The organism is Klebsiella sp. KP20-425-1 (assembly GCF_025813515.1).
GTDB lineage: Bacteria > Pseudomonadota > Gammaproteobacteria > Enterobacterales > Enterobacteriaceae > Klebsiella > Klebsiella pneumoniae.
In genome coordinates this window covers 68,654-88,242 of record NZ_CP109615.1, presented here as the reverse complement: position 1 = coordinate 88,242, position 19,589 = coordinate 68,654, and the positions used below count along the sequence as shown (strand labels likewise).

The 19,589-nt window shown below is 60.1% G+C and carries 12 protein-coding genes and 1 pseudogene; 10 read left to right on the top strand and 3 right to left on the bottom strand.

From position 1 onward, the window contains the following. Positions 1–195 precede the first annotated feature (195 nt). A complete protein-coding gene (gene ltrA, locus OHJ17_RS25940; RefSeq protein WP_162660611.1) occupies positions 196–1,683 on the bottom strand; it encodes a group II intron reverse transcriptase/maturase in 1,488 nt (495 codons plus the stop codon). A gap of 405 nt (positions 1,684–2,088) precedes the next feature. Between ltrA and umuD the strand changes: the two genes are divergently transcribed. From umuD to OHJ17_RS25910, 6 genes and pseudogenes are all read left to right on the top strand, one after another. Beyond that, positions 2,089–2,520: a translesion error-prone DNA polymerase V autoproteolytic subunit gene (gene umuD, locus OHJ17_RS25935; protein ID WP_001568036.1), complete on the top strand. Its 432-nt coding sequence runs from the start codon at positions 2,089–2,091 to the stop codon at positions 2,518–2,520. Continuing rightward, positions 2,520–2,822: pseudogene (locus OHJ17_RS25930) on the top strand (DNA polymerase V subunit UmuC); the annotation flags it as partial. The gene umuD and the pseudogene OHJ17_RS25930, both read left to right, overlap by 1 nt. Positions 2,823–2,898: 76 nt before the next feature. Then, positions 2,899–4,188 carry a site-specific integrase gene (locus tag OHJ17_RS25925; protein WP_034039555.1) on the top strand — a complete coding sequence of 430 codons (1,290 nt, stop codon included), beginning with the start codon at positions 2,899–2,901 and terminating at the stop codon, positions 4,186–4,188. Beyond that, positions 4,181–5,911, top strand: coding sequence for a site-specific integrase (locus tag OHJ17_RS25920; RefSeq protein ID WP_034039553.1), 1,731 nt, complete (start codon positions 4,181–4,183; stop codon positions 5,909–5,911). The genes OHJ17_RS25925 and OHJ17_RS25920 overlap by 8 nt, the downstream gene beginning before the upstream one ends. Continuing rightward, the gene (locus tag OHJ17_RS25915) at positions 5,908–7,947 is read left to right on the top strand and encodes a hypothetical protein (RefSeq protein WP_034039551.1); all 2,040 of its coding nucleotides are present in this window, start codon (positions 5,908–5,910) and stop codon (positions 7,945–7,947) included. The genes OHJ17_RS25920 and OHJ17_RS25915 overlap by 4 nt, the downstream gene beginning before the upstream one ends. After that, complete coding sequence (locus tag OHJ17_RS25910; RefSeq protein ID WP_023443007.1) at positions 7,928–8,392, top strand: hypothetical protein; 465 nt, start codon at positions 7,928–7,930, stop codon at positions 8,390–8,392. The genes OHJ17_RS25915 and OHJ17_RS25910 overlap by 20 nt, the downstream gene beginning before the upstream one ends. Positions 8,393–8,459: 67 nt before the next feature. On the opposite strand, the gene OHJ17_RS25905 is transcribed toward OHJ17_RS25910, so the two are convergent. Continuing rightward, on the bottom strand, positions 8,460–11,150 hold the full coding sequence (locus OHJ17_RS25905; RefSeq protein ID WP_137922720.1) for an AAA family ATPase: 2,691 nt from the start codon (positions 11,148–11,150) through the stop codon (positions 8,460–8,462). Positions 11,151–11,590: 440 nt separating this feature from the next. Continuing rightward, positions 11,591–12,148: a TetR/AcrR family transcriptional regulator gene (locus OHJ17_RS25900; RefSeq protein WP_088903444.1), complete on the bottom strand. Its 558-nt coding sequence runs from the start codon at positions 12,146–12,148 to the stop codon at positions 11,591–11,593. Between the two features lie 45 nt (positions 12,149–12,193). Between OHJ17_RS25900 and OHJ17_RS25895 the strand changes: the two genes are divergently transcribed. The 4 genes from OHJ17_RS25895 (at position 12,194) to OHJ17_RS25880 (ending at position 19,233) form a co-directional block, all read left to right on the top strand. Next, positions 12,194–13,168 carry an IS5 family transposase gene (locus tag OHJ17_RS25895; RefSeq protein WP_088903445.1) on the top strand — a complete coding sequence of 325 codons (975 nt, stop codon included), beginning with the start codon at positions 12,194–12,196 and terminating at the stop codon, positions 13,166–13,168. Between the two features lie 313 nt (positions 13,169–13,481). After that, positions 13,482–14,645 carry a multidrug efflux RND transporter periplasmic adaptor subunit TMexC2 gene (locus tag OHJ17_RS25890; protein WP_088903431.1) on the top strand — a complete coding sequence of 388 codons (1,164 nt, stop codon included), beginning with the start codon at positions 13,482–13,484 and terminating at the stop codon, positions 14,643–14,645. A 15-nt stretch (positions 14,646–14,660) separates the two neighbouring features. Further along, on the top strand, positions 14,661–17,795 hold the full coding sequence (gene tmexD / locus OHJ17_RS25885; RefSeq protein WP_137922719.1) for a multidrug efflux RND transporter permease subunit TMexD: 3,135 nt from the start codon (positions 14,661–14,663) through the stop codon (positions 17,793–17,795). Positions 17,796–17,799: 4 nt separating this feature from the next. Then, positions 17,800–19,233 carry a multidrug efflux transporter outer membrane subunit TOprJ2 gene (locus tag OHJ17_RS25880; protein WP_088903432.1) on the top strand — a complete coding sequence of 478 codons (1,434 nt, stop codon included), beginning with the start codon at positions 17,800–17,802 and terminating at the stop codon, positions 19,231–19,233. Positions 19,234–19,589 lie beyond the last annotated feature (356 nt).

The window sequence follows — 19,589 nt, the reverse complement described above, 5'->3', positions numbered from 1 at the left end:
AAAAAATCAAAGTGATATTTCTCAATATGAGCAATATAAAGATATCAAAATGATTAAATCAAGCATTTTGAACACCTTTATTTACTCAAAATGTTCTTAAGGCATGCGATCTGGATTATCGTCACGCTGTTAAATATGTCGCGGTAGGGATACCCGTTACCGGATACCCCCCGCACAGATCCCGGCGTGCGCGATTTACGCACCGGGCTCCTGCCTCGGGTGTCTGGCGGTGAACCGCTCCACAGGCCATGGATGAAGAACCCGAACCCTTGGTAGCCATGCGGCTGCCAGTTTGTTTGCTTTCGTCCAGGTCGTATCATCCTTCTGGCTCCTGCGCCTGAGCGCCCGGCGCCAGAGGTTTGTTACGTGTGTCCTGAACTTCTGCATGGTGGGGAAGTTGCCCGGTACCGAGTGATAGTTCAGGTATCCCTGAACCACTCTCCTGAGCCATTTTCCCTGTTCGGGGATTGAGTAATGCCAGCGCCTTCGCAGACCGTCTTTGATGGCTTTCAGAGTTGCCGTCATCCGATCCCGGCGGGTCTTTCGTATCAGCATGAACCTGCCGTTGCGATCTTTCCCGCTGATGTGCGTGAACCCGAGGAAGTTGAACGTTTCTGGTTTGCCTTTTCCCCTGATGGCACGGTTTTCGGCAGCGAAGCGGCCGAACTCCATCAGACGGGTTTTCTCCGGGTGAACCGTGAGTCCGAACTCCCTCAGTCTGCGCTGCATGGCTATACGGAAGCGCCGGGCATCGTATCGTTTGTCGAACCCGATGACGATGTCATCGGCGTATCTGACCATTACCACATTGCCTGTGGCATAGCGACGTCGCCACTGATGCGCCCACAGATCGAAGACGTAGTGGAGGTATATGTTTGCCAGCAGCGGTGAGATGACCGCACCCTGTGGGGTGCCTTCCTCCGTTGCTCGCCATTGACCCTCCTCCGACGTCCCGGCTGTGAGCCACTTACGTATGAGCCTGATTACCCTCCGGTCGCCGATCCGATGCTCTGTGAACCTGATCAGCCATTCGTGGCTCACCCTGTCAAAGAACTGACTGATGTCGGCATCCAGTACCCAGTTTACGTTAGTGCGTACCAGCCCTGTGGCCAGTGCGTCCAGTGCATCGTGCTGGCTTCGCCCGGGTCTGAACCCGTATGAGAACCCCATAAAGTCGTTTTCATAGACTGCGTTCAGGATTTTCACCAGCGCATACTGGACGATCTTGTCCTCCAGCGAGGCGATGCCGAGCGGGCGTTGTTTTCCATCCGCTTTTGGGATGTAGTGACGCCTGCCGGGCTGCGCCCTGTAGCTGCCCTGATGTAGCCTCCGGTGCAGATCTGTTATGTTGTTCTTCATGTTTCCGGCGTAGTCCATCCACCTGATGCCATCCACTCCGGCGGCCGCTTTCCTGCTCAGGGAGAGGAATGCGGCTTCCAGTGCTTCGACTGTCAGCAGGTGGAACAATGCTGTAAACCGTTCTTTCTTCCGCTGCTTCGCAGCTTCCCGCACGCGTGACAGCCTCTGTGACATGCTTTCCCGGCTCTGTGTCCGGCGCATGTGTGGCTGTTCCACGTTCCCCTTGGCCCCGCTCCTTCGCTCCACTGACTCCGCTCCTTTCGGGTTGTTCGCCTGCTTCGCCGCTACTATGAGCGAGTCCGACTTCTCCTCTCCGTACATCACCGGCTATGACTCCTCGTCTTCCCGGTGCGGGCCATCTCCGACACTGGCAGATGGTCAGAGGGGAGATCTCCCGGTTCCCGCGTAGAGATCGTATTGACATGCCAGGGTCTCAGACCCCGCCGGGTCCATGTGGCACTCGCAGTATCGCACCCTATGATGTTGCCTTCCGTTAACAGTACAACGTCGGCACCCGGTAATTTAATATACATTTCGTGGCTCAATGGCTGGCCTGTCAACACCCCTGTCAACGCTTCGCCCCATACCTCGCGGTATGCAACGCATGACTCGGGGACCTTGTGGATTGCTGGTCCTTCAATGGTCGGGGACTTTCACCCCTTGATCTCTACCGGTCTCCCGGCGCACACTGTATGTATAACCAGTAAAATTAGAGTGTCAGGAGGAAAGATGAAGCTACAACTTTTCAGCACCGGGAAAGAACTCCCGCCACAGGCCCATCCATTGTTTGCCGATCTGGCCAGCTGCGGTTTTCCCAGCCCAGCTGCTGACTATGTCGAGTCCGATCTGGATCTCCATGATTACTGCATACGGCATCCGAGCGCGACGTACTACCTGCGTGCCAGCGGAGACAGCATGGCCGACGGCAGTCTGTACAATGGCGATCTGCTGGTTGTGGACAGTGCTGAAAAGCCGCGGCACGGCGATATCGTTGTCGCCAGCGTACAGGGGGAGTTTACGGTTAAACGGCTTCTGCTGACGCCTCGACTGACGCTGCAGCCCATGAATGCCTCCTGGTCGCCGATTTATCCTGACCCCGACGAGCTGGATATCTTTGGCGTCGTCACGCATATCATCCACCGCCCGAGGGAGATGTACTGATGTTTGCCCTGGCCGATGTGAACAGCTTCTATGCCAGCTGTGAACGTGTTTTCCGACCGGATTTGAAAGGAAAGCCGATAGTCGTCCTGAGCAACAACGACGGGAACGTAATCGCTCGCAGTGCCGAGGCGAAGCCCTGGATCAAAATGGGAACTCCGTGGTTTCAGATAAAAAACGAAAGATACCCGGAAAAAATATATGCGTTTTCAAGTAATTATGAACTTTACGCCTCGATGTCGGCGCGCGTGATGAACTGCCTGGAGGAACTGGCCCCCAGGGTGGAACAGTATTCCATTGATAAGAGTAAGTTGTATAGTGCGGACGCCTAAGCTATTGAGTTCTATCTATGGACATTGTTAAGCGTCCCAGGGGCGTTGAATGGCGACGCTAGAGCGCATTCATTTCGTGCCCCATTACCTCGTGCGCAGAGAGAACGCCGTCGCATACTCCCCCAGTAGCAGCCGGCCATCCATTGAGGGCTTGCCCCAAATCTTTTGGGCAGACTATGCACCTTGGAGGGAGGCAAACCTGTGGGCAGTGGAGCGAGCAACGACTGGTGACGCTTCTCTTAAGACCGTTGCCAGTAACATGAATGGCCTTCTCAATTACGCTAAATTTCTTGAATCTCGTGATTTGCAGTGGTTCGAGTTTCCCGCTCGCAAAGCTGACCGCTGCCTGGTGCTATACCGAGGGGCGTTGATCAAGATGCGCGATGCCGGCCAGATCGGCCCATCCACGGCGTCTGAGTACATGCGCAATTGCATCATGTTCTATCGGTGGGTAAGGCATAGGGAGCTTCTTTCTCCACACGTCCAGCTGTGGCGGGAAAAACCCTACGTCGTTAAATACTTCGACCGGGTGGGGTTCGAGCGAACGATCAGCGGAACCACCACCGACCTCAGCATCCCGAACCGTAAGCGCCCAGGCCAAACGCTTGAAGATGGGCTGTTGCCAGTCTCGGAGACCGATCGCGATGCAATTCTGGATTTCGCCGCAGAGAACGCCACGCCCGAGCTCTACCTCATGTTGGCCCTTGGATTTTTTACCGGGATGCGGCTCGGCAGCATCTGTGATCTCAAGATTCAGTCTCTGGAGCGCGCCGCCCCCGACCCTTCCGCTGAAGGGCTTCTACGCCTTGCAGTTGGTCCAGGCGCAGCTCCGCCAGTGCACACGAAATTCGGTGTGACTGGCCAGGTCTGGATACCCGAAGCGTTGCGTGATGAATTGCTGGAATATGCCAAAGGCTGGCGGAGGATGGAACGAGAGGCGAAAGCCTCGCCCGAGAATCGTGATTTGCTGTTCTTGACCCGCTTTGGTAACGCCTATGGCAGGCGCGGCACCGATCAGTCATCTGCTGTGAATGTTGAGATGTCCGAGTTTCGAAAACGGGGCGTCAAAGCAGAACTACAGGTGCTCCGTAAATTCCGCTTCCATCAGTCGCGCTGCACCTTCGGTACCGAATTGGCACGTCTGGCGCTATCGGCTTGTGCCGATGTCGCTATTGTAATTGCGACGGTCAGCGACGCGTTGCTCCATGGGCCTAACTCTGAAGCCACCACCTTCAAATACATCCGATTCGTACAGGCACTGCCGATCAAACAAGCCCTCTCAAATAGCTTCATGGCGGCATTTAGCGGGATCGGCGCTGGGGCGCGGCACGATGGATAGTTCCGAATTCGACCTCACTTTCCCGATGCTTGAGTATGGGGCCACTGAAACGCCCTGGGACCTCCGGCCGCTGCTGTTTCGCGGAGGTGCAGCAGCAAAGGTGAAGCATGTGGGCCGCCAGATCGCGCAGGGCGAACTCGGCAGTCCCTTGCCGGAACGTTTCGAGCTGGTGACGCAGCTGCATGAGCACATGACTGACGACCTTGCTGGTGGCGGAAGTCGCTTCTCGGTGCAGAACAAGATCAGTGCATTGCGCCGATTCTTTGCCTGGATCGATTCAGAAAACGTGAATCTCAGTCTCGAGACGGCGGCCGACACGTTCATTCGTTGGACCGATCACTTGCTCCAGCGTCATCGAGTCGAACGCAATTTCAGCGATGGGTCCCTGTACGATCTCACCAGGCTCACGGCGACGATGCTGGACCGAGCATTGGACCGCCAAGCAAGCCTGAGCAAGAGCACACGTATTCGCAAGCCGCGCGGCAAAGGCAAGGTACATACGAGCAAAGCGGACAAGCAGAATCTGCAAAACACCTTCGCATTCGGACACCTTCTAGCTGACGTATGCGAGGCATTGACCTGGAGGGGGACAATGGCCCCCCTCCCAGTTTGTATTTCGTTACGCACCGGCCAAGTGCTGGAACTATGGTCGGGATTGCAGAGCCCCGAGAAAGTAGCGGCCCGCCGTACCAGGCCGCAAAACCAAGCGCAAATCGAAGCATCCCTGGCGGCGCGTGCCGCCCACGATGCAGATCGGACACTGCGGACCCGTTTCCCCATCGTCAATTTACGGATCGAGAGTGAATTGCTGATGTTCATCGCCCAGACCGGTCTGAACCTCCAGCAAGCACATACCCTGCGGGTTGAGCAGTTTCATTACACCAGCCACATAGACGGCTACCAGGTACGTACCTACAAAAATCGACGGGAAGGAGAAGTGCTATTCGAGATCTTTGCCAGTTATCGAGAGTGGTTCGAGCGCTATCTCGAATGGCGTTCCGAATGGTTTCCCAATGAGCCGGATGGTTTGCTCTTTCCGCTTATACGTAGCGGGGGACGAATCCTAGAAGAGGCGACGCAGTTCACGAACGTTACGCGCATCTGCCGCGAGCTTGGCATACCGATAGTGAGACCGCGAAAACTGCGCGGGACGCGCATCAACTGGTTGCTTCGGGAGTCCCAGAATCCCCAACAGGTTGCGGAGTTGGCCCAGCATACGGTGCAAACGCTGATACGCGTATATGCCGACCCCCATCCGCAGATCGCTATGGTGGAAATTACGCGCTTCCATCAGCAAACCGATCCGTCCCTTTCACCTCCTGCTCCTGGTAGATGTGTATCGGCCACACCTGAACCAGTGGGCACGATGCCGAAGAATGGTCCGCGACCCGACTGCATCAATGCTGCCGGTTGCCTGTTCTGTACCCAGCACCGGGATATCGAAAGTGAGGATCATGTGTGGTCTCTCGGTAGCTTGCGCCACCTCAAATCGCTTGAACTGGCACGCTACCGCCCATCCAGTTCGGGTAAGCACCTGACGACAGAGCATCCGGCCCTGCTGGTGATCGATCGGCTGACGGCCAAACTGCGCTTCTTCGAAGAAAGTAGCGAGGTCCGCAGGCTTTGGGTCGAAGAAGCCAGAGCGCGCATAAGTGAAGGTGACTACCACCCGGCCTGGGATGGCTTCATCCGATTGGCAGAACTGCGACAAAGATCAGCATGACGAAAAATATTCTTTCCGAACTTGGCCTCGGCATCGACTCGCCCCTAGCGATTCCTGATGCGCCGAACTACCGTCCGCCGTGCTGGCCACCGCAGCGTGATTGGCCGGTCATCATAGATGCCGCTGGCCAGGTGGTGAGCCGTTGGGGCGATGCCATTTGGCGGCTCGACCCATGGGCGGGAAAACGGCTCACTCTCAATTTCGGCGATGGCCCAGCTAAGAAATATGTCGCCGCGATCGATCCTGCGAACGCCGATTTATTGCGGACCGTAATCGGCTGGTGGCTATACGGCCCCAATGGAGCCCGTGGATACCGAGGCCTGAAAACGCGCTTCGACCAGATGCGTCGGCTGTTCGTCTTGTGCACTCAAGAAGGCATTCTCGCATCCGAACTGAGTCATTTTCCGCGCGTTGCCGACCGTCTCCCGGAGGTGCTCCAGGCTTCCCGGTCCGGTGAGTTCTTGGCATTGCTGCACGAACTGTACGAGCGGCGGGATGCGCTGGGGTTCACCTTGTTGGATCGCGCAGGGTTGGCACGCCTCGCAGCGGCCATGCCCGACCACCAGAAGCTCCAGACCCCCTATATCCCGCCCCGCATTTGGCACTATCAAATCACACGCTTGCGCGAATGCCTGGATGACTTTTTGGCGCATCGAGGCCAAGTCGAGGAGTGCTTCCGCTTCTGTCTGGCTGCCTATCGGCACAACTCTGCCAGTCTCCAAGGACAACGCAGGCCACAATCGTTCTATCCGTTTCAGTGGCCGTCGGATGGATCAAACGGAAAGTGGACTGGGCGGCAGTACTACGGCCCATTCATCGACACCGCGCATCGGTTTGGCATGGTGGAACTATTTCGTCGCTGGCTGGGAGTGAGCGACGACGAAATTCGCATTCAAACTCTGAGTCGCTACCTCAACCTCGTGAGTCGATCTGGACTGTGCTATCTGCTGAACTTCAGCCTCATGCGAGTCGAAGAGGCTTGGAACCTGCGCGCCGATTGCTTGCACATAGAACGTGATCCGCAGTTTGGCGACATCCATGTATTGTGCGGACGAACGACCAAGACGATGTCGGATTCTGAGGCACTTTGGGTGACGTCCCCGTCAGCTCAGGTGGCAGTTGAAGCCATGCGTGTGGTCGCAGACCTCCGCGCAGAATGCGACTCTCCCCCCGGCGAGGCCTCGGTGCCGGATGATCCGGCCAAGCGCTATCTGCTTGATTATTGCCTTGAACCGTGGGGAACGAAGTTCACCAAGATCAACCGCACGATTCGGCCATCGATTCCGAGCTATGCCCATGTGCTTCAGTGGTTCGACAAGCTGTTCGACCGTGAGCAATTGCGCATTACGCCGGAAGATTTCGAATTGGCTCGGTTGGTGACGCCGACGCTGACCGACGAGTTTGCGGTCGGCAAAATCTGGCCGTTGGCCTGGCATCAACTCCGACGAACCGGCGCAGTGAATATGCAGGCATCCGGGCTGGTCAGCGACGCTTCATTGCAGTTTCAGCTAAAGCACGTCGCCAGAGCGATGAGTCTCTACTACGGGCAAAACCATTCCAGGGTACGGCTGGAAGAGAAGGCCCATACCTACTACGTCCGCACCATGTACGAAACTTTGGGTAGGCAGCTGCAACAGCTGACGAGCAACCGATTCGTCAGCCCCCACGGCGAGAAGCGAAAATCTGAGATTGTCCGCCTAATCTCAGCCTCTGATGCTAAGAAAGCGATCAATCTGGCTAAGAAGGGGACGGTCACTCATCGACCGATTTTGCTGGGCATCTGCACGAGCCGTACCCCCTGTCCCTATGGGGGCATCGACAATATCGCTCGCTGCGGAGGGGGCGACTCCCCCGGAGAAACCAAACCATGTGCGGACGTTCTCTATGACCCCGAGCAACTCGACGAAGTCGAAGTGTTGGAGGCGGTATTGGATGAGCGCCTGGCCGCTGCCGAGGTAGACAGTCCGCTAAGGACTTCGTTGGAAGCCCAGAAACGTAGTGTGGAGAATTATCGCCATGTCATCCGGCAAACATGAATCCGCTGACCCGGCTAAGCGAATGAGTGCCGGCGAGCAGTATCGCGCAGCGTTCGAGCGGCTGAAGAGCAACAAGCCCGAACGACTGCCGAAGGGGACGCCCGTAAGTCAGAACAACGTTGCCAAGGAGGCCGGCAGCGACCCCTCTGCACTGAAAAAAGCTCGTTTCCCCCTACTGATCGCTGAGATCCAAAAGTACGTGGAAGGACACGCTGAGCAACGTCCGCCATCAGTGCGCCAAGTCAGCTTATTAGCCCGCAGAAAAAATCGTGGACTTCGAGAACGGATCGAGGAAATCACGCAGCAGCGTGACCACCTAGCCAGCCTACTCAGTGAGGCCGACGCCACCATTCTTGAGCTGTACGACCGTATTGCGGACTTGGAGCGCCAACTGCCGGCCTCCAATGTGCTTCCTCTTGATCCGCGAGGCCACAAAAAACTTTGAAACGGAGAGCTCGCAATATTCGAAAGAAACACAGCCATGCCCGACCAGCCCGGCATGAAACGTCGGGCTAGCCGCCGAAGAGCTTCTTGCGTTGCGCGGTCCGCTCCCGGCGTAGATTCTCGTAGGCAGTTCGGCGTTTAGTCGCGTTTTTGATTAATTCCAGGACCTGGGCGATATCGCCGAGCAACTCCTCACGCGCGGGAAGCGGTAGTTGGCGCTCGCCTGGGGTGTCGTGGGCCTCGGTAGCTTCGCAGGCCCGCGCATACACTGCCAGCAACTGCTCCCACTCCTCTGCGGGGTGGCCAATGACAGCACCAAATGCTTCTACGCTCACCACATCGCTGAACGGCTGGACGGTATTGTTCAAAAAAACCTCGCGTATGGCGCGCTCGACAGTGCCTCGGAGGCTTGAGTATCCCGATGCGATTTGCCGCTCAAGCTCATCATCCGGGTCGCTGCCGACCGGAACGTTCAGTGCTTTCGCACGACTTTCGAGATCGGCCAGGCGGGCCTTGGTGTCCATCGTCGTCCACGTCAGCCCCTCGCTCACTAGTCCCGGCGACTCGTCCCAACCGATGGTCTTGTAGCTGGCCGAGCGATCAGCGCGCTGAAGCGCCATCGCGAGCTCGGTCAGGAACACCGCATCATGGGTGAACACCAGCACTTGGCGGGTCTCAGCCAGCGCTACCAAACGCCGAGCTATGGCCCGACGATATACGTGATCCAGCGACGTAGACGGATCGTCGAAAATAACGGTCGAAGTATGTGGCAGGGATTCGAGCTCGGCGAGGAACATAGCCATCCCCAACGCGCGCTGCTCGCCCTCTGACAGCACCTTGGAGGCTTTCGCCGTGATTTCCTGCAGGCGCAGCGTGACCTTGGTCACCCCCAGCTCTGTGCGCCCGCTCAGGTCGGGTTGCACCCGTCGCTTATAGCCCAGGGCTTTCAACTCAGCATTCATAGAAGCGGCCAGAGCCTCGGTCACATGCGTCGCCGCCAGGGACGTCAGTTTGCGTGACACTGCCGCTGGGTTGAGGGCGGCATGGCAGCGGCTCAATGTGGCATGGACCTGACTGTCCTGAACAAAGCGCTCCACCGCGCCAAGCTGGTTGGCGAGGCGTTGTCGGGCTTCTAGCTCTGCCAGTTCTTGGGTCAGCGCCAAGCGTAGAGCGGGATCGGCAGAGGTCCGCAGGGTATTGGCGTCGACTCGGAGCGAAGCAGCTTTGGCGGCGAAGAGACTATCGAGGTTTGCTTCGATAGGAAGCGGTTCTGACTCGGGGGACCAGTTTCCAGTTTGCAGGGCTTGGCTAACCCAAGTATGCCGGGCGGTCCAGACCGATGCCGCTGCGGTGATGGCAGCGTGTAGGTCGGGCAGTCGCTCCTCCACGTCAGCCCGTGTTGGCACATCCAGAACGTTTAGATCGACAGCCTGCACCTTCCCTAGAGCGTTCATGCGCGCAAGCGTGGCGGCTTGCGCATCCGCCGTGGCGCTGTCGGCGACAAATGCCGCGAAACGCCGCATGCGCTCCGAGGCATCCGTTGAATAAGGTTGCTGGCAGAGTACGCAGTAAGCGTCCGGTTCCAGGTGCGGGAAGGGATGTTCAGGGTATGCCGTCTGCTGAGAGAAAGCCTCAGCGGCTCGGTACATCGTTTGCCAGAGTTCAGCTCCTGTGCCTTCCAGCAGCGTGGCGGTGGGTGAGGACGTTACCGGCAACTCCATGGCGTTCAGTGTGTCTCGATCCTGAAGACGCGCTTGCGCCAGTTGCATGGCGAGATGCGCGGTTTTTTCCGTTGTAATCAGTTCCTTTGCCCGTGCTATGGCACGATCATTCACCCAGCGCTGGACTTCCTCGGCTCGACGCTGCGCCTGGTCCAAGCGTGTCGCCAAACGTTCCAAGGCCAGCGCCTGCGGCACAGGATCGCTTTCCAGTAATGTCCGCTTCAGAAACTCCAGTCGCCGGAGTTCATCGTCACCGACCGTCCCTAATCGAGCAAGCACGGCGCGGTCCGAGTCCCCACCTAATTTGGCGATGTAGCGGCCGACTTCGGTGTCACCCTTCAGCGGTTCGAATTGCCGGGTATCCAGAGCCAAGGCATTGCGTTCGGTCCCAATCCGTGCCTGTAAATCACGCTGAAGTAGGACCAGGCGCGTCAGATGAGTGAGTCCGTAGGGCTGAAATGCAGGGGTCCCTTCCGCGTCGATGTAGTCATTGGCACAGGCCGCGTCGTAGACCGAGACCGAACTCAAATGCAAATGGGCCGGCCCGTTCTGGACCCAACGTGCGGTTTCCGGAGTGCCATCCACCAAAATGGCGAAATCTGCTGATGGCAGTCTAGCTGGGATTGCCGCCCCAAAAGCGTCGGGCAGGACCTCCACCCGATGCCGAGCGTTGCAGGCATTCTTGAAGACGCGGGCGTAGCCGGATTTGCCGGCGCCGTTATGACCAAAGAAAATGGTCATGCCCTCCGGTGCGAGGTCAAAGGCACGACCGGACGGGAAGCCGTTTACCTGGTCTAGCCCCGAGACACCCACCAACCGCACGGTTGCGCCACTTCCGGCGCCTGGTACGTCGTCCAGCGTGAATGGCCGTGCTCCCCCCGTGGTTGCGTCTTCCCGTTCTTGCTCGCGAACCATTCGCAGAATGGTCTCGATGTCATCTTGGGTTAGTTCGGCCCGGGCAAATATCCGGCGCAGTGCTTCCTGCTGCCAGGGTCTGAGTCCGCCGGCCCACCCAATAATCTCGTCCAACAATGGCATATCCGTCTCCTTTCCAGATCCGCCGATTAAAGGCCGCGCCCAGTTGGATGGCAAGTGGCCAGCGCCTTCGAGGTGCTTCGCCGTGTTCCGTTTGCCTGCCTTCCTGACCGCCACCCTAGTGGCTTGTCCGGTCGTGACGCTACACGGGCAGAATTTCTGCATGCTGGCCAGTATCAAGCCGCTCTAAAGTCCGCTACCGGAAAGCGCTGTTTAGCGGTGAGAGACGGGGAAAGTGCGGAAGCTACTACCGACGCAAGCGATGTGGTGAGCAGTCCTCAGGTATGTGCGAAATTGCACTCCTCTTGACCACCAATTTGGGTTGGCGTTGACCACGGATTGCGTTCAACTTGACCAGGGCGTGTCACTGTCACGACCGTCAGAGAACGGCCAAAAACGGACACCGCCAACCCGTTGGAAAAAAAACTGAGCGTTGCTTTCCGTTAAGTTTGGTAGTTGCAAGCCCCGTTCAGGAAGAATTGCTCGATCAACGCCGCCATACCTGCGCGTGCGATACGGCCGCGGCGCTCGGCGTCTACCAGGCCGAAGATCAAGGAGGAGAAGATTTCGGTAAGCGCCGGGGCACCGATATCGATACGGAATACGCCCAGTTTTTGCCCGCGGAGAAAGAACTCGTCCAGCGTTTCCGAGTAAGGCAGCCATCGGCAGCCGCCTGCATCTAAATCAAACGTGTCCGGGCGCCACTGGAATGAGAGGAATACCAACAACTCCCTGTGAATCAAATGGCCTTCGATCAGACGATGCAATGCGTCCAAGGGCGCCGCCTCAAGATCGGCATCGGCAATGACCCTATAAATAACCACCGAACCATGATTCAGAAGCATCTCGATCAGGTTGTCGCGGGTGCCGCAAAACCTGTTGAGCGTCGCCTTGCTGACCCCCGCTGCCTGGGCTATTTCTTTGAACGTGGCTCGCGGGTGGTCAACGATGGCGATCGCCAGGGCCTTCAGCAATTTCTCATCGGCAGCAGTTAAGGCAATGCTGATCAAGGTCCACCGTTGTCGCTTCTCAAACGTTATCCGCAGATGAAGCAGCAGACCCTGGCAATGGCCGCAGATCAAAACAACGGATTCGAGCAGTCGCGCAAGCCCACCCGACGTGAAGAGTTCTTGCGGACCATGGAGACAATAGTGCCTTGGGCCGCCCTGTGCCAGGTGATAGAGCCGCACTACCCCAAGGCCGGCAACGGCCGCCCGCCCATTGGCCTAGAGCGCATGCTGCGCATCCATTTCCTGCAGCACTGGTTCAACCTGGCCGATCTGGCGTGCGAGGAGGCTCTGTATGACAGTGCCAGTCTGCGCCGCTTTGCGGGCATTGACCTGGGTCGTGAACGGGTGCCCGATGCCACCACGCTGCTGAAGTTTCGCAAACTGCTCCATGAGCACAAACTGGGCGAAGCCCTGTTTGCCAAGGTAGGCCAGCAATTGCAGGAGCGCGGCTTGAAGGTCAATACCGGCACCATCGTGGATGCCACCATCATCGCCGCGCCCAGTTCTACCAAGAACGCCGACAAGGCGCGCGACCCCGACATGCACCAGACCCGCAAAGGCCAGCAATGGTATTTCGGCATGAAGCTGCACATTGGGGTGGACAGCCAAAGCGGGCTGGCGCACAGCGCCGTGGTGACGGCGGCCAACGTGCACGACAAACACCCACTGCCCGATCTGCTGCATGGCAATGAGCGACGCGTGTACGGCGACTCGGCCTATGCCAGCCAGAAAACACTGATAGCGAGCAAAGCCCCCAGGGCCAAGGACTTCACCAACCAGCGCACCCGCCGTGCGGGCGAGGTGGACGAAGTTCAGCGGGCCAAGAACCGCAACAAGTCACGGGTGCGCGCTCGGGTCGAGCATGTCTTTGCGGTGGTAAAGCGCCTGTGGGGATTCACCAAGGTGCGCTATCGCGGGCTGCAAAAGAACGCCACGCGTGCGTTCACGGCCTTGGCGCTGGCCAACATCTACCTTGCCCGAGGGCGCCTGCAGGGACAGGTGCGCCCGTAAGGGTCCGAAAGGGGCTCAAAGGCTCCCGAAACAGGCCCTGTGGGGCAAAGCACAGTATCTTTGCGGGCCATTTGGCATTCAAATGGCTGTGCGATGGATATGACGTTACTTGTTCAGCATTGCCTTAAATCCATCGGTCACTCTTTATCTATCGCGGGCAGATGCGGGTATTTTGCCTAGAACACTCATTTTTCTCAAAGAGGATACTAGCTTTGTTCACACCAAAATCAAATGAGTCAATATTGACTTATTTGATTTTTGCGTGGATCATGCGCGGCTTCGACTACGTACTGGCTTCGCGCTTGGGTGAGATATGAACAAATTCCGCGAATGGATCACTTTTTCCGTGATCTCCTATTTGATCGCCGTGACCCTGGTTGGCTGCGACAAGCCCGAAGAGCAACGGGAAGAGGCGCCAGCGCGTGAAGTCGATGTGCTCAGCGTGAAGACCGAGCCCTTCACAGTGTTCGCCGAGCTACCAGGGCGCATCGAGCCGGTGCGTGTCGCCGAGGTGCGCGCGCGGGTGGCGGGGATCGTGCTCAAGCGCACCTTCGAGGAAGGGGCCGACGTGAAGGCCGGTGACGTGCTGTTCCAGATCGACCCTGCGCCGTTCAAGGCGGCCCTGTCGCGGGCGGAAGGTGAACTGGCTCGCGCCGAGGCGCAGCTGTTCCAGGCTCAGGCGATGGTTCGCCGTTACGAACCACTGGTGAAGATCGACGCCGTCAGCCAGCAGGATTTCGACAACGCCATGGCCGCTCTGCAGAGCGCCCAGGCCGACAAGCGCTCGGCCCAGGCCAATGTCGAAACTGCCCGCCTGGACCTGGGTTATGCCGAGGTTCGCGCCCCCATCGCCGGGCGTATCGGTCGCGCCCAGGTCACCGAAGGGGCTCTGGTAGGCCAGGGCGAAGCCACGCTGCTGGCACGTATCCAGCAACTCGATCCGGTGTACGCCGACTTCACCCAGCCTGCTGCCGATGCCCTGCGCCTGCGCGCGGCAATCGCCGAGGGCAAGGTTGCCGGTGCGAGCGACCAGCCGCTGTCGCTGCGTGTCGACGGTACCGATATCGAGCGCAAGGGCACGCTGCTGTTCACCGATATCTCGGTGGATCGCAGCACCGGGCAGATCGCCCTGCGAGGCCAGTTCGACAACCCCGAGGGCGTGCTGCTGCCGGGTATGTACGTGCGTGTGCGCACACCGCAAGGGCTCGACCAGAACGCCATCCTGGTGCCGCAACGTGCCGTGCAGCGTTCGGCTGACGGCCAGGCCAGCGTGATGCTGCTGGGGGAGGGCGATACCGTCGAGGCGCGCCAGGTCACCACCGGTGCCATGCAGGGCTCGCGCTGGCAAATCAGCGAGGGCCTGCAGGTCGGCGACAAGGTGATCACCAGCTCGCTGGCGGCTATCCGTCCGGGCGCCAAGGTCATCCCCCGCGAGCAAGATGCCGCCGAAGCCGCTCCACAGTCCCAGGTGCAGTAAGCCGGAGAACCTCTCATGTCCCTGTTTTTCATCCGGCGCCCCAATTTCGCCTGGGTAGTCGCCCTGTTCATCTCGCTGGGTGGCCTGCTGGCCATCCCGTTCCTGCCGGTGGCGCAGTACCCCAACGTGGCGCCGCCGCAGATCACCGTGACCGCCACCTATCCCGGCGCTTCGGCGCAGGTGCTCACCGACTCGGTGACCAGCGTCATCGAGGAAGAACTCAACGGCGCCAAGAACCTGCTGTACTTCGAGTCCACCAGCAACGCCAACGGCATCGCCGAGATCACCGTCACCTTCCAGCCAGGGACCGACCCCGAACTGGCCCAGGTTGACGTGCAGAACCGTCTGAAGAAGGCCGAGGCACGCATGCCGCAGGCCGTGCTGACGCTCGGCATCCAGACCGAGCAGGCCACCGCCGGCTTCCTGCTGATCTATGCGCTGAGCTACACCGATGGCGACAAGGACGCCAACGTCACGGCGCTGGCCGATTACGCCGCGCGCAACATCAACAACGAAATCCGTCGCGTGAACGGCGTCGGCAAGCTGCAGTTCTTCGCCTCCGAGGCGGCCATGCGCGTGTGGATCGATCCGCAGAAGCTGGTCGGCTACGGCCTATCCATCGATGACGTGAACAACGCCATCCGCGCGCAGAACGTGCAGGTGCCGGCCGGTGCCTTCGGCAGCACGCCGGGTTCCAGCGAGCAGGAGCTGACGGCGACCCTGGCGGTCAAGGGTACCCTGGACAACCCGCAGGAATTCGCCGCCATCGTGCTGCGTGCCAACCAGGACGGCTCGCGCCTGACCCTGGGCGACGTGGCGCGCATCGAGGTCGGCAGCCAGGACTACAACTTCGGCTCGCGCCAGGACGGCAAGCCCGCCGTTGCCGCCGCCGTGCAGCTGTCGCCCGGTGCCAACGCGATCCAGACCGCCGAGGCGGTCAAGCAGCGTCTGACCGAGCTGTCGGCCAACTTCCCGGACAACGTCGAGTTCTCCGTGCCGTACGACACCTCGCGCTTCGTCGACGTGGCGATCGACAAGGTCATCATGACCCTCATCGAGGCCATGGTGCTGGTGTTCCTGGTGATGTTCCTGTTCCTGCAGAACGTGCGCTACACCCTGATCCCGTCCATCGTCGTGCCGGTGTGTCTGCTCGGTACGCTGACCTTCATGTACCTGCTTGGCTTCTCGGTGAACATGATGACCATGTTCGGCATGGTGCTGGCCATCGGCATCCTGGTGGACGACGCCATCGTGGTGGTGGAGAACGTCGAGCGGATCATGGCCGAGGAAGGCCTGGCGCCGGTGCCGGCGACCATCAAGGCGATGGGGCAGGTGTCCGGGGCGATCATCGGTATCACCCTGGTGCTGTCGGCGGTGTTCCTGCCGCTGGCCTTCATGGCCGGCTCGGTGGGGGTGATCTACCAGCAGTTCTCGCTGTCGCTGGCGGTGTCGATCCTGTTCTCGGGCTTCCTCGCGCTGACCTTCACCCCGGCGCTGTGCGCCACGCTGCTCAAACCGATCCCCGAAGGCCATCACGAGAAGACCGGTTTCTTCGGCTGGTTCAACCGCAAGTTCACCGCCCTGACCGGCCGCTACACCAAACTCAACGGCAAGCTGGTGCCGCGCGCCGGGCGGGTGATGTTCATCTACCTGGGCGTGGTGGTGCTGATGGGTTTCTTCTACCTGCGCCTGCCGGAATCCTTCGTGCCGGTGGAAGACCAGGGCTACATGATCGTCGACATCCAGTTGCCGCCAGGCGCCACCCGTGAGCGCACCTCGGCCACGGGTGAGGAGCTGGAAGAGTTTCTGATGGCCCGCGAGGCCGTGCAGACGTCCTTCCTGGTCCTCGGCTTCAGCTTCTCCGGCATGGGTGAGAACGCGGCCATTGCCTTCCCGCTGCTCAAGGACTGGTCCGAGCGAGATTCTTCGCAGTCGCCGGAAGCCGAGTCGGCTGCGGTCAACCAGCACTTCGCCAACCTCGATGACGGCGCGATCATGGCGGTGCCGCCACCGCCGGTCGAAGGCCTGGGCAACTCGGGTGGTTTCGCCCTGCGCCTGCAGGACCGCGCCGGCCTTGGCCGCGATGCCCTGTTGGCAGCGCGCGATGAAGTGCTGGGCAAGGTCAACGGCAATCCGAAGTTCCTCTACGCCATGATGGAAGGTCTGGCCGACGCGCCGCAGCTGCGCCTGGTGATCGACCGTGAGCAGGCGCGCACGCTGGGAGTCAGCTTCGAAGCGATCAGCAGCGCGCTGTCCACTGCGTTCGGCTCGTCGGTGATCAACGACTTCGCCAACGCCGGCCGCCAGCAGCGCGTGGTGGTACAGGCCGAACAGGCCGAGCGCATGACACCGGAAAGCGTCCTGCGCCTGCATGTGCCCAACGACAGCGGCAGCCTGGTACCGCTGAGTGCTTTCGTCACCACGAGCTGGGAAGAAGGCCCGGTGCAGGTCGCGCGTTACAACGGTTACCCGTCGATCCGCATTGCCGGTGACGCCGCGCCCGGCGTGAGCACTGGCGAGGCGATGCTCGAACTGGAGCGCATCGCTGCCGAGCTGCCCGAAGGTATCGGTTACGAGTGGACCGGGCTGTCGTATCAGGAGCGGGTCGCCAGCGGGCAGGCGACGATGCTGTTCGCCCTGGCCATCACCGTGGTGTTCCTGCTGCTGGTGGCGCTCTACGAGAGCTGGGCGATCCCGCTGACGGTGATGCTGATCGTGCCGGTCGGCGCACTCGGCGCGGTACTGGCGGTGACTGCTATCGGCCTGCCCAACGACGTGTACTTCAAGGTCGGCCTGATCACCGTGATCGGCCTGGCGGCGAAGAACGCCATTCTCATCGTCGAGTTCGCCAAGGACCTGTGGGAAGACGGCTACTCGCTGCGCGATGCTGCTGTCGAAGCCGCGCGCCTGCGTTTCCGCCCGATCATCATGACCTCCATGGCGTTCATGCTCGGCGTGGTGCCGCTGGCCATCGCCACTGGCGCCGGCGCTGCGAGCCAGCGCGCACTGGGCACCGGGGTGCTGGGCGGGATGCTCAGCGCGACCATGCTCGGGGTGATCTTCGTGCCGATCTTCTTCGTCTGGGTGCTGTCGCTGCTGCGCACCAAACCTCAGCAAACCGACAACCATCCCCTGCATAAAGCGGAGTAATGCGATGACCTCTCACTTCATGCTCCGTCGCGCTCTGCTGCCCCTGGCCATCGCCGCCCTGGCGGGTTGTTCGCTGGCCCCGACCTACGAGCGCCCGCAGGCACCGGTCGCGTCGCACTGGCAAGCCGCCGACGCGGAGGGCACCCGTGCCCAGGCGCTGGACTGGCAGACCTTCATCGTCGATGCCGACTTGCGCCGCGCGGTGGATACGGCGCTGAGCAACAACCGCAGCCTGCGCCAGGCGCTGCTGGATATCGAAGCTGCGCGTGCCCAGTACCGCATCCAGCGTGCTGATCGCCTGCCTTCGATCAACGCCAATGCCAGCGGCAACCGCCAGCGCCTGCCTGCCGATCTGTCGCAGACCGGGCGCTCGGAAGTGACCAGCAACTATCAGGTCGGCCTCGGCCTCGCGGAGTACGAAGTCGACCTGTTCGGCCGCGTGCGCAACCTCTCCGAGGCCGCGCTGGAGACCTACCTGGCGACCGAGGAGGCGACCCGTGCCACGCAGATCAGCCTGGTTGCCGAGGTCATCCAGGCCTACCTGACCCGCGATGGTGCGCTACGCCGCATGGCCCTGGTCGAACAAACCCTGGACAGCCGCATGGCCTCGCTGGAGCTGGTCAGCCAGCGCCGTGCAGCGGGGGCCGCCACCGCCCTGGATTACCAGGAAGCGGTCGGCCTTGCCGAACAGGCTAGGGCCGAGCGCGAGAGCACCGAACGCCAGTTACGCCAGGCGGACAACGCCCTGGTCCTGTTGCTCGGCACGCCAGATGCCGCTCGCCTGCTGCCCGCGACGCCCCGCGACGACCTGATGGTGCTGCAGGACATCGCCCCCGGCACCAGCTCGGAACTGATCGAACGGCGCCCGGACATTCTCGCCAGCGAGCACCGCCTCAAGGCGCGCAATGCCGATATCGGTGCAGCTCGCGCCGCGTTCTTTCCCCGGATCAGCCTGACCGGTTCGGTGGGCAGCTCCAGTGCCGAGTTGTCCGGATTGTTCGATGGCGGCTCGCGGGCCTGGAGCTTTGCCCCGACGCTGTCGCTGCCGATCTTCGCCGGTGGCCGCAACCGCGCCAACCTGGACCTCGCCGAAGTGCGCCAGGACGCGGCGGTGGCCGACTACGAAGGCACCATCCAGACCGCCTTCCGCGAAGTGGCCGATGCCCTGGCCGCCACCGACACCCTGCGCCGCGAGGAGGCTGCCCGCCAGGCTCTGGCCGGTTCCAGCGAGGCTGCGATGGCCCTGGCTAAGGCGCGTTACGAGGGCGGCGTGGACGACTACCTGCGTTATCTTGACGCCCAGCGCAGCACCTTTAGCAACCAGACCACACTAATTCAAATCAGCACGGAACGGCAGATTGCGCTGGTTGACCTGTTCAGGTCTCTGGGCGGTGGCTGGGGCCAAACTGAACCGATGGCCGGGATCGGCGCTGAGTGAGCAAAGCCAGGAGTCCTGCATCCGAAGACCGGACTCTGGCTCCATCACCGGTGAGCTACTGGTCATCGACGGGGCAATCGTCTGATCGAGAATAAGACTGTCTGACGACTGGCAGGCCTATGGATTATTGGTGGCAGCAGCTAACGGCTCTATAAAGAGCTGCAAAAAATCACTGTAACGCATGATTGACTGACTGCTTCTGGCCGGTTTCTGCCTGTTGCGTCTCTGCTGCCCACTGGCCAAGTCGGATGCACGCGGTGGTCAGTACCAATGCAATTGACTGGTCAAATGGGTGCAATTGCGCAGGTATGGACTTCAAGCCCCAATTTCCTGGAAAAGAGGTTCTTTCTATGGAC

Excerpts from the sequence above, each read along its gene's own strand:
- umuD (WP_001568036.1), top strand. The coding sequence starts at position 2,089 with ATGAAGCTACAACTTTTCAGCACCGGGAAAGAACTCCCGCCACAGGCC.
- OHJ17_RS25925 (WP_034039555.1), top strand. The coding sequence starts at position 2,899 with ATGGCGACGCTAGAGCGCATTCATTTCGTGCCCCATTACCTCGTGCGC.
- OHJ17_RS25920 (WP_034039553.1), top strand. The coding sequence starts at position 4,181 with ATGGATAGTTCCGAATTCGACCTCACTTTCCCGATGCTTGAGTATGGG.
- OHJ17_RS25915 (WP_034039551.1), top strand. The coding sequence starts at position 5,908 with ATGACGAAAAATATTCTTTCCGAACTTGGCCTCGGCATCGACTCGCCC.
- OHJ17_RS25910 (WP_023443007.1), top strand. The coding sequence starts at position 7,928 with ATGTCATCCGGCAAACATGAATCCGCTGACCCGGCTAAGCGAATGAGT.
- OHJ17_RS25905 (WP_137922720.1), bottom strand. The coding sequence starts at position 11,150 with ATGCCATTGTTGGACGAGATTATTGGGTGGGCCGGCGGACTCAGACCC.
- OHJ17_RS25895 (WP_088903445.1), top strand. The coding sequence starts at position 12,194 with ATGAAGCAGCAGACCCTGGCAATGGCCGCAGATCAAAACAACGGATTC.
- OHJ17_RS25890 (WP_088903431.1), top strand. The coding sequence starts at position 13,482 with ATGAACAAATTCCGCGAATGGATCACTTTTTCCGTGATCTCCTATTTG.
- tmexD (WP_137922719.1), top strand. The coding sequence starts at position 14,661 with ATGTCCCTGTTTTTCATCCGGCGCCCCAATTTCGCCTGGGTAGTCGCC.
- OHJ17_RS25880 (WP_088903432.1), top strand. The coding sequence starts at position 17,800 with ATGACCTCTCACTTCATGCTCCGTCGCGCTCTGCTGCCCCTGGCCATC.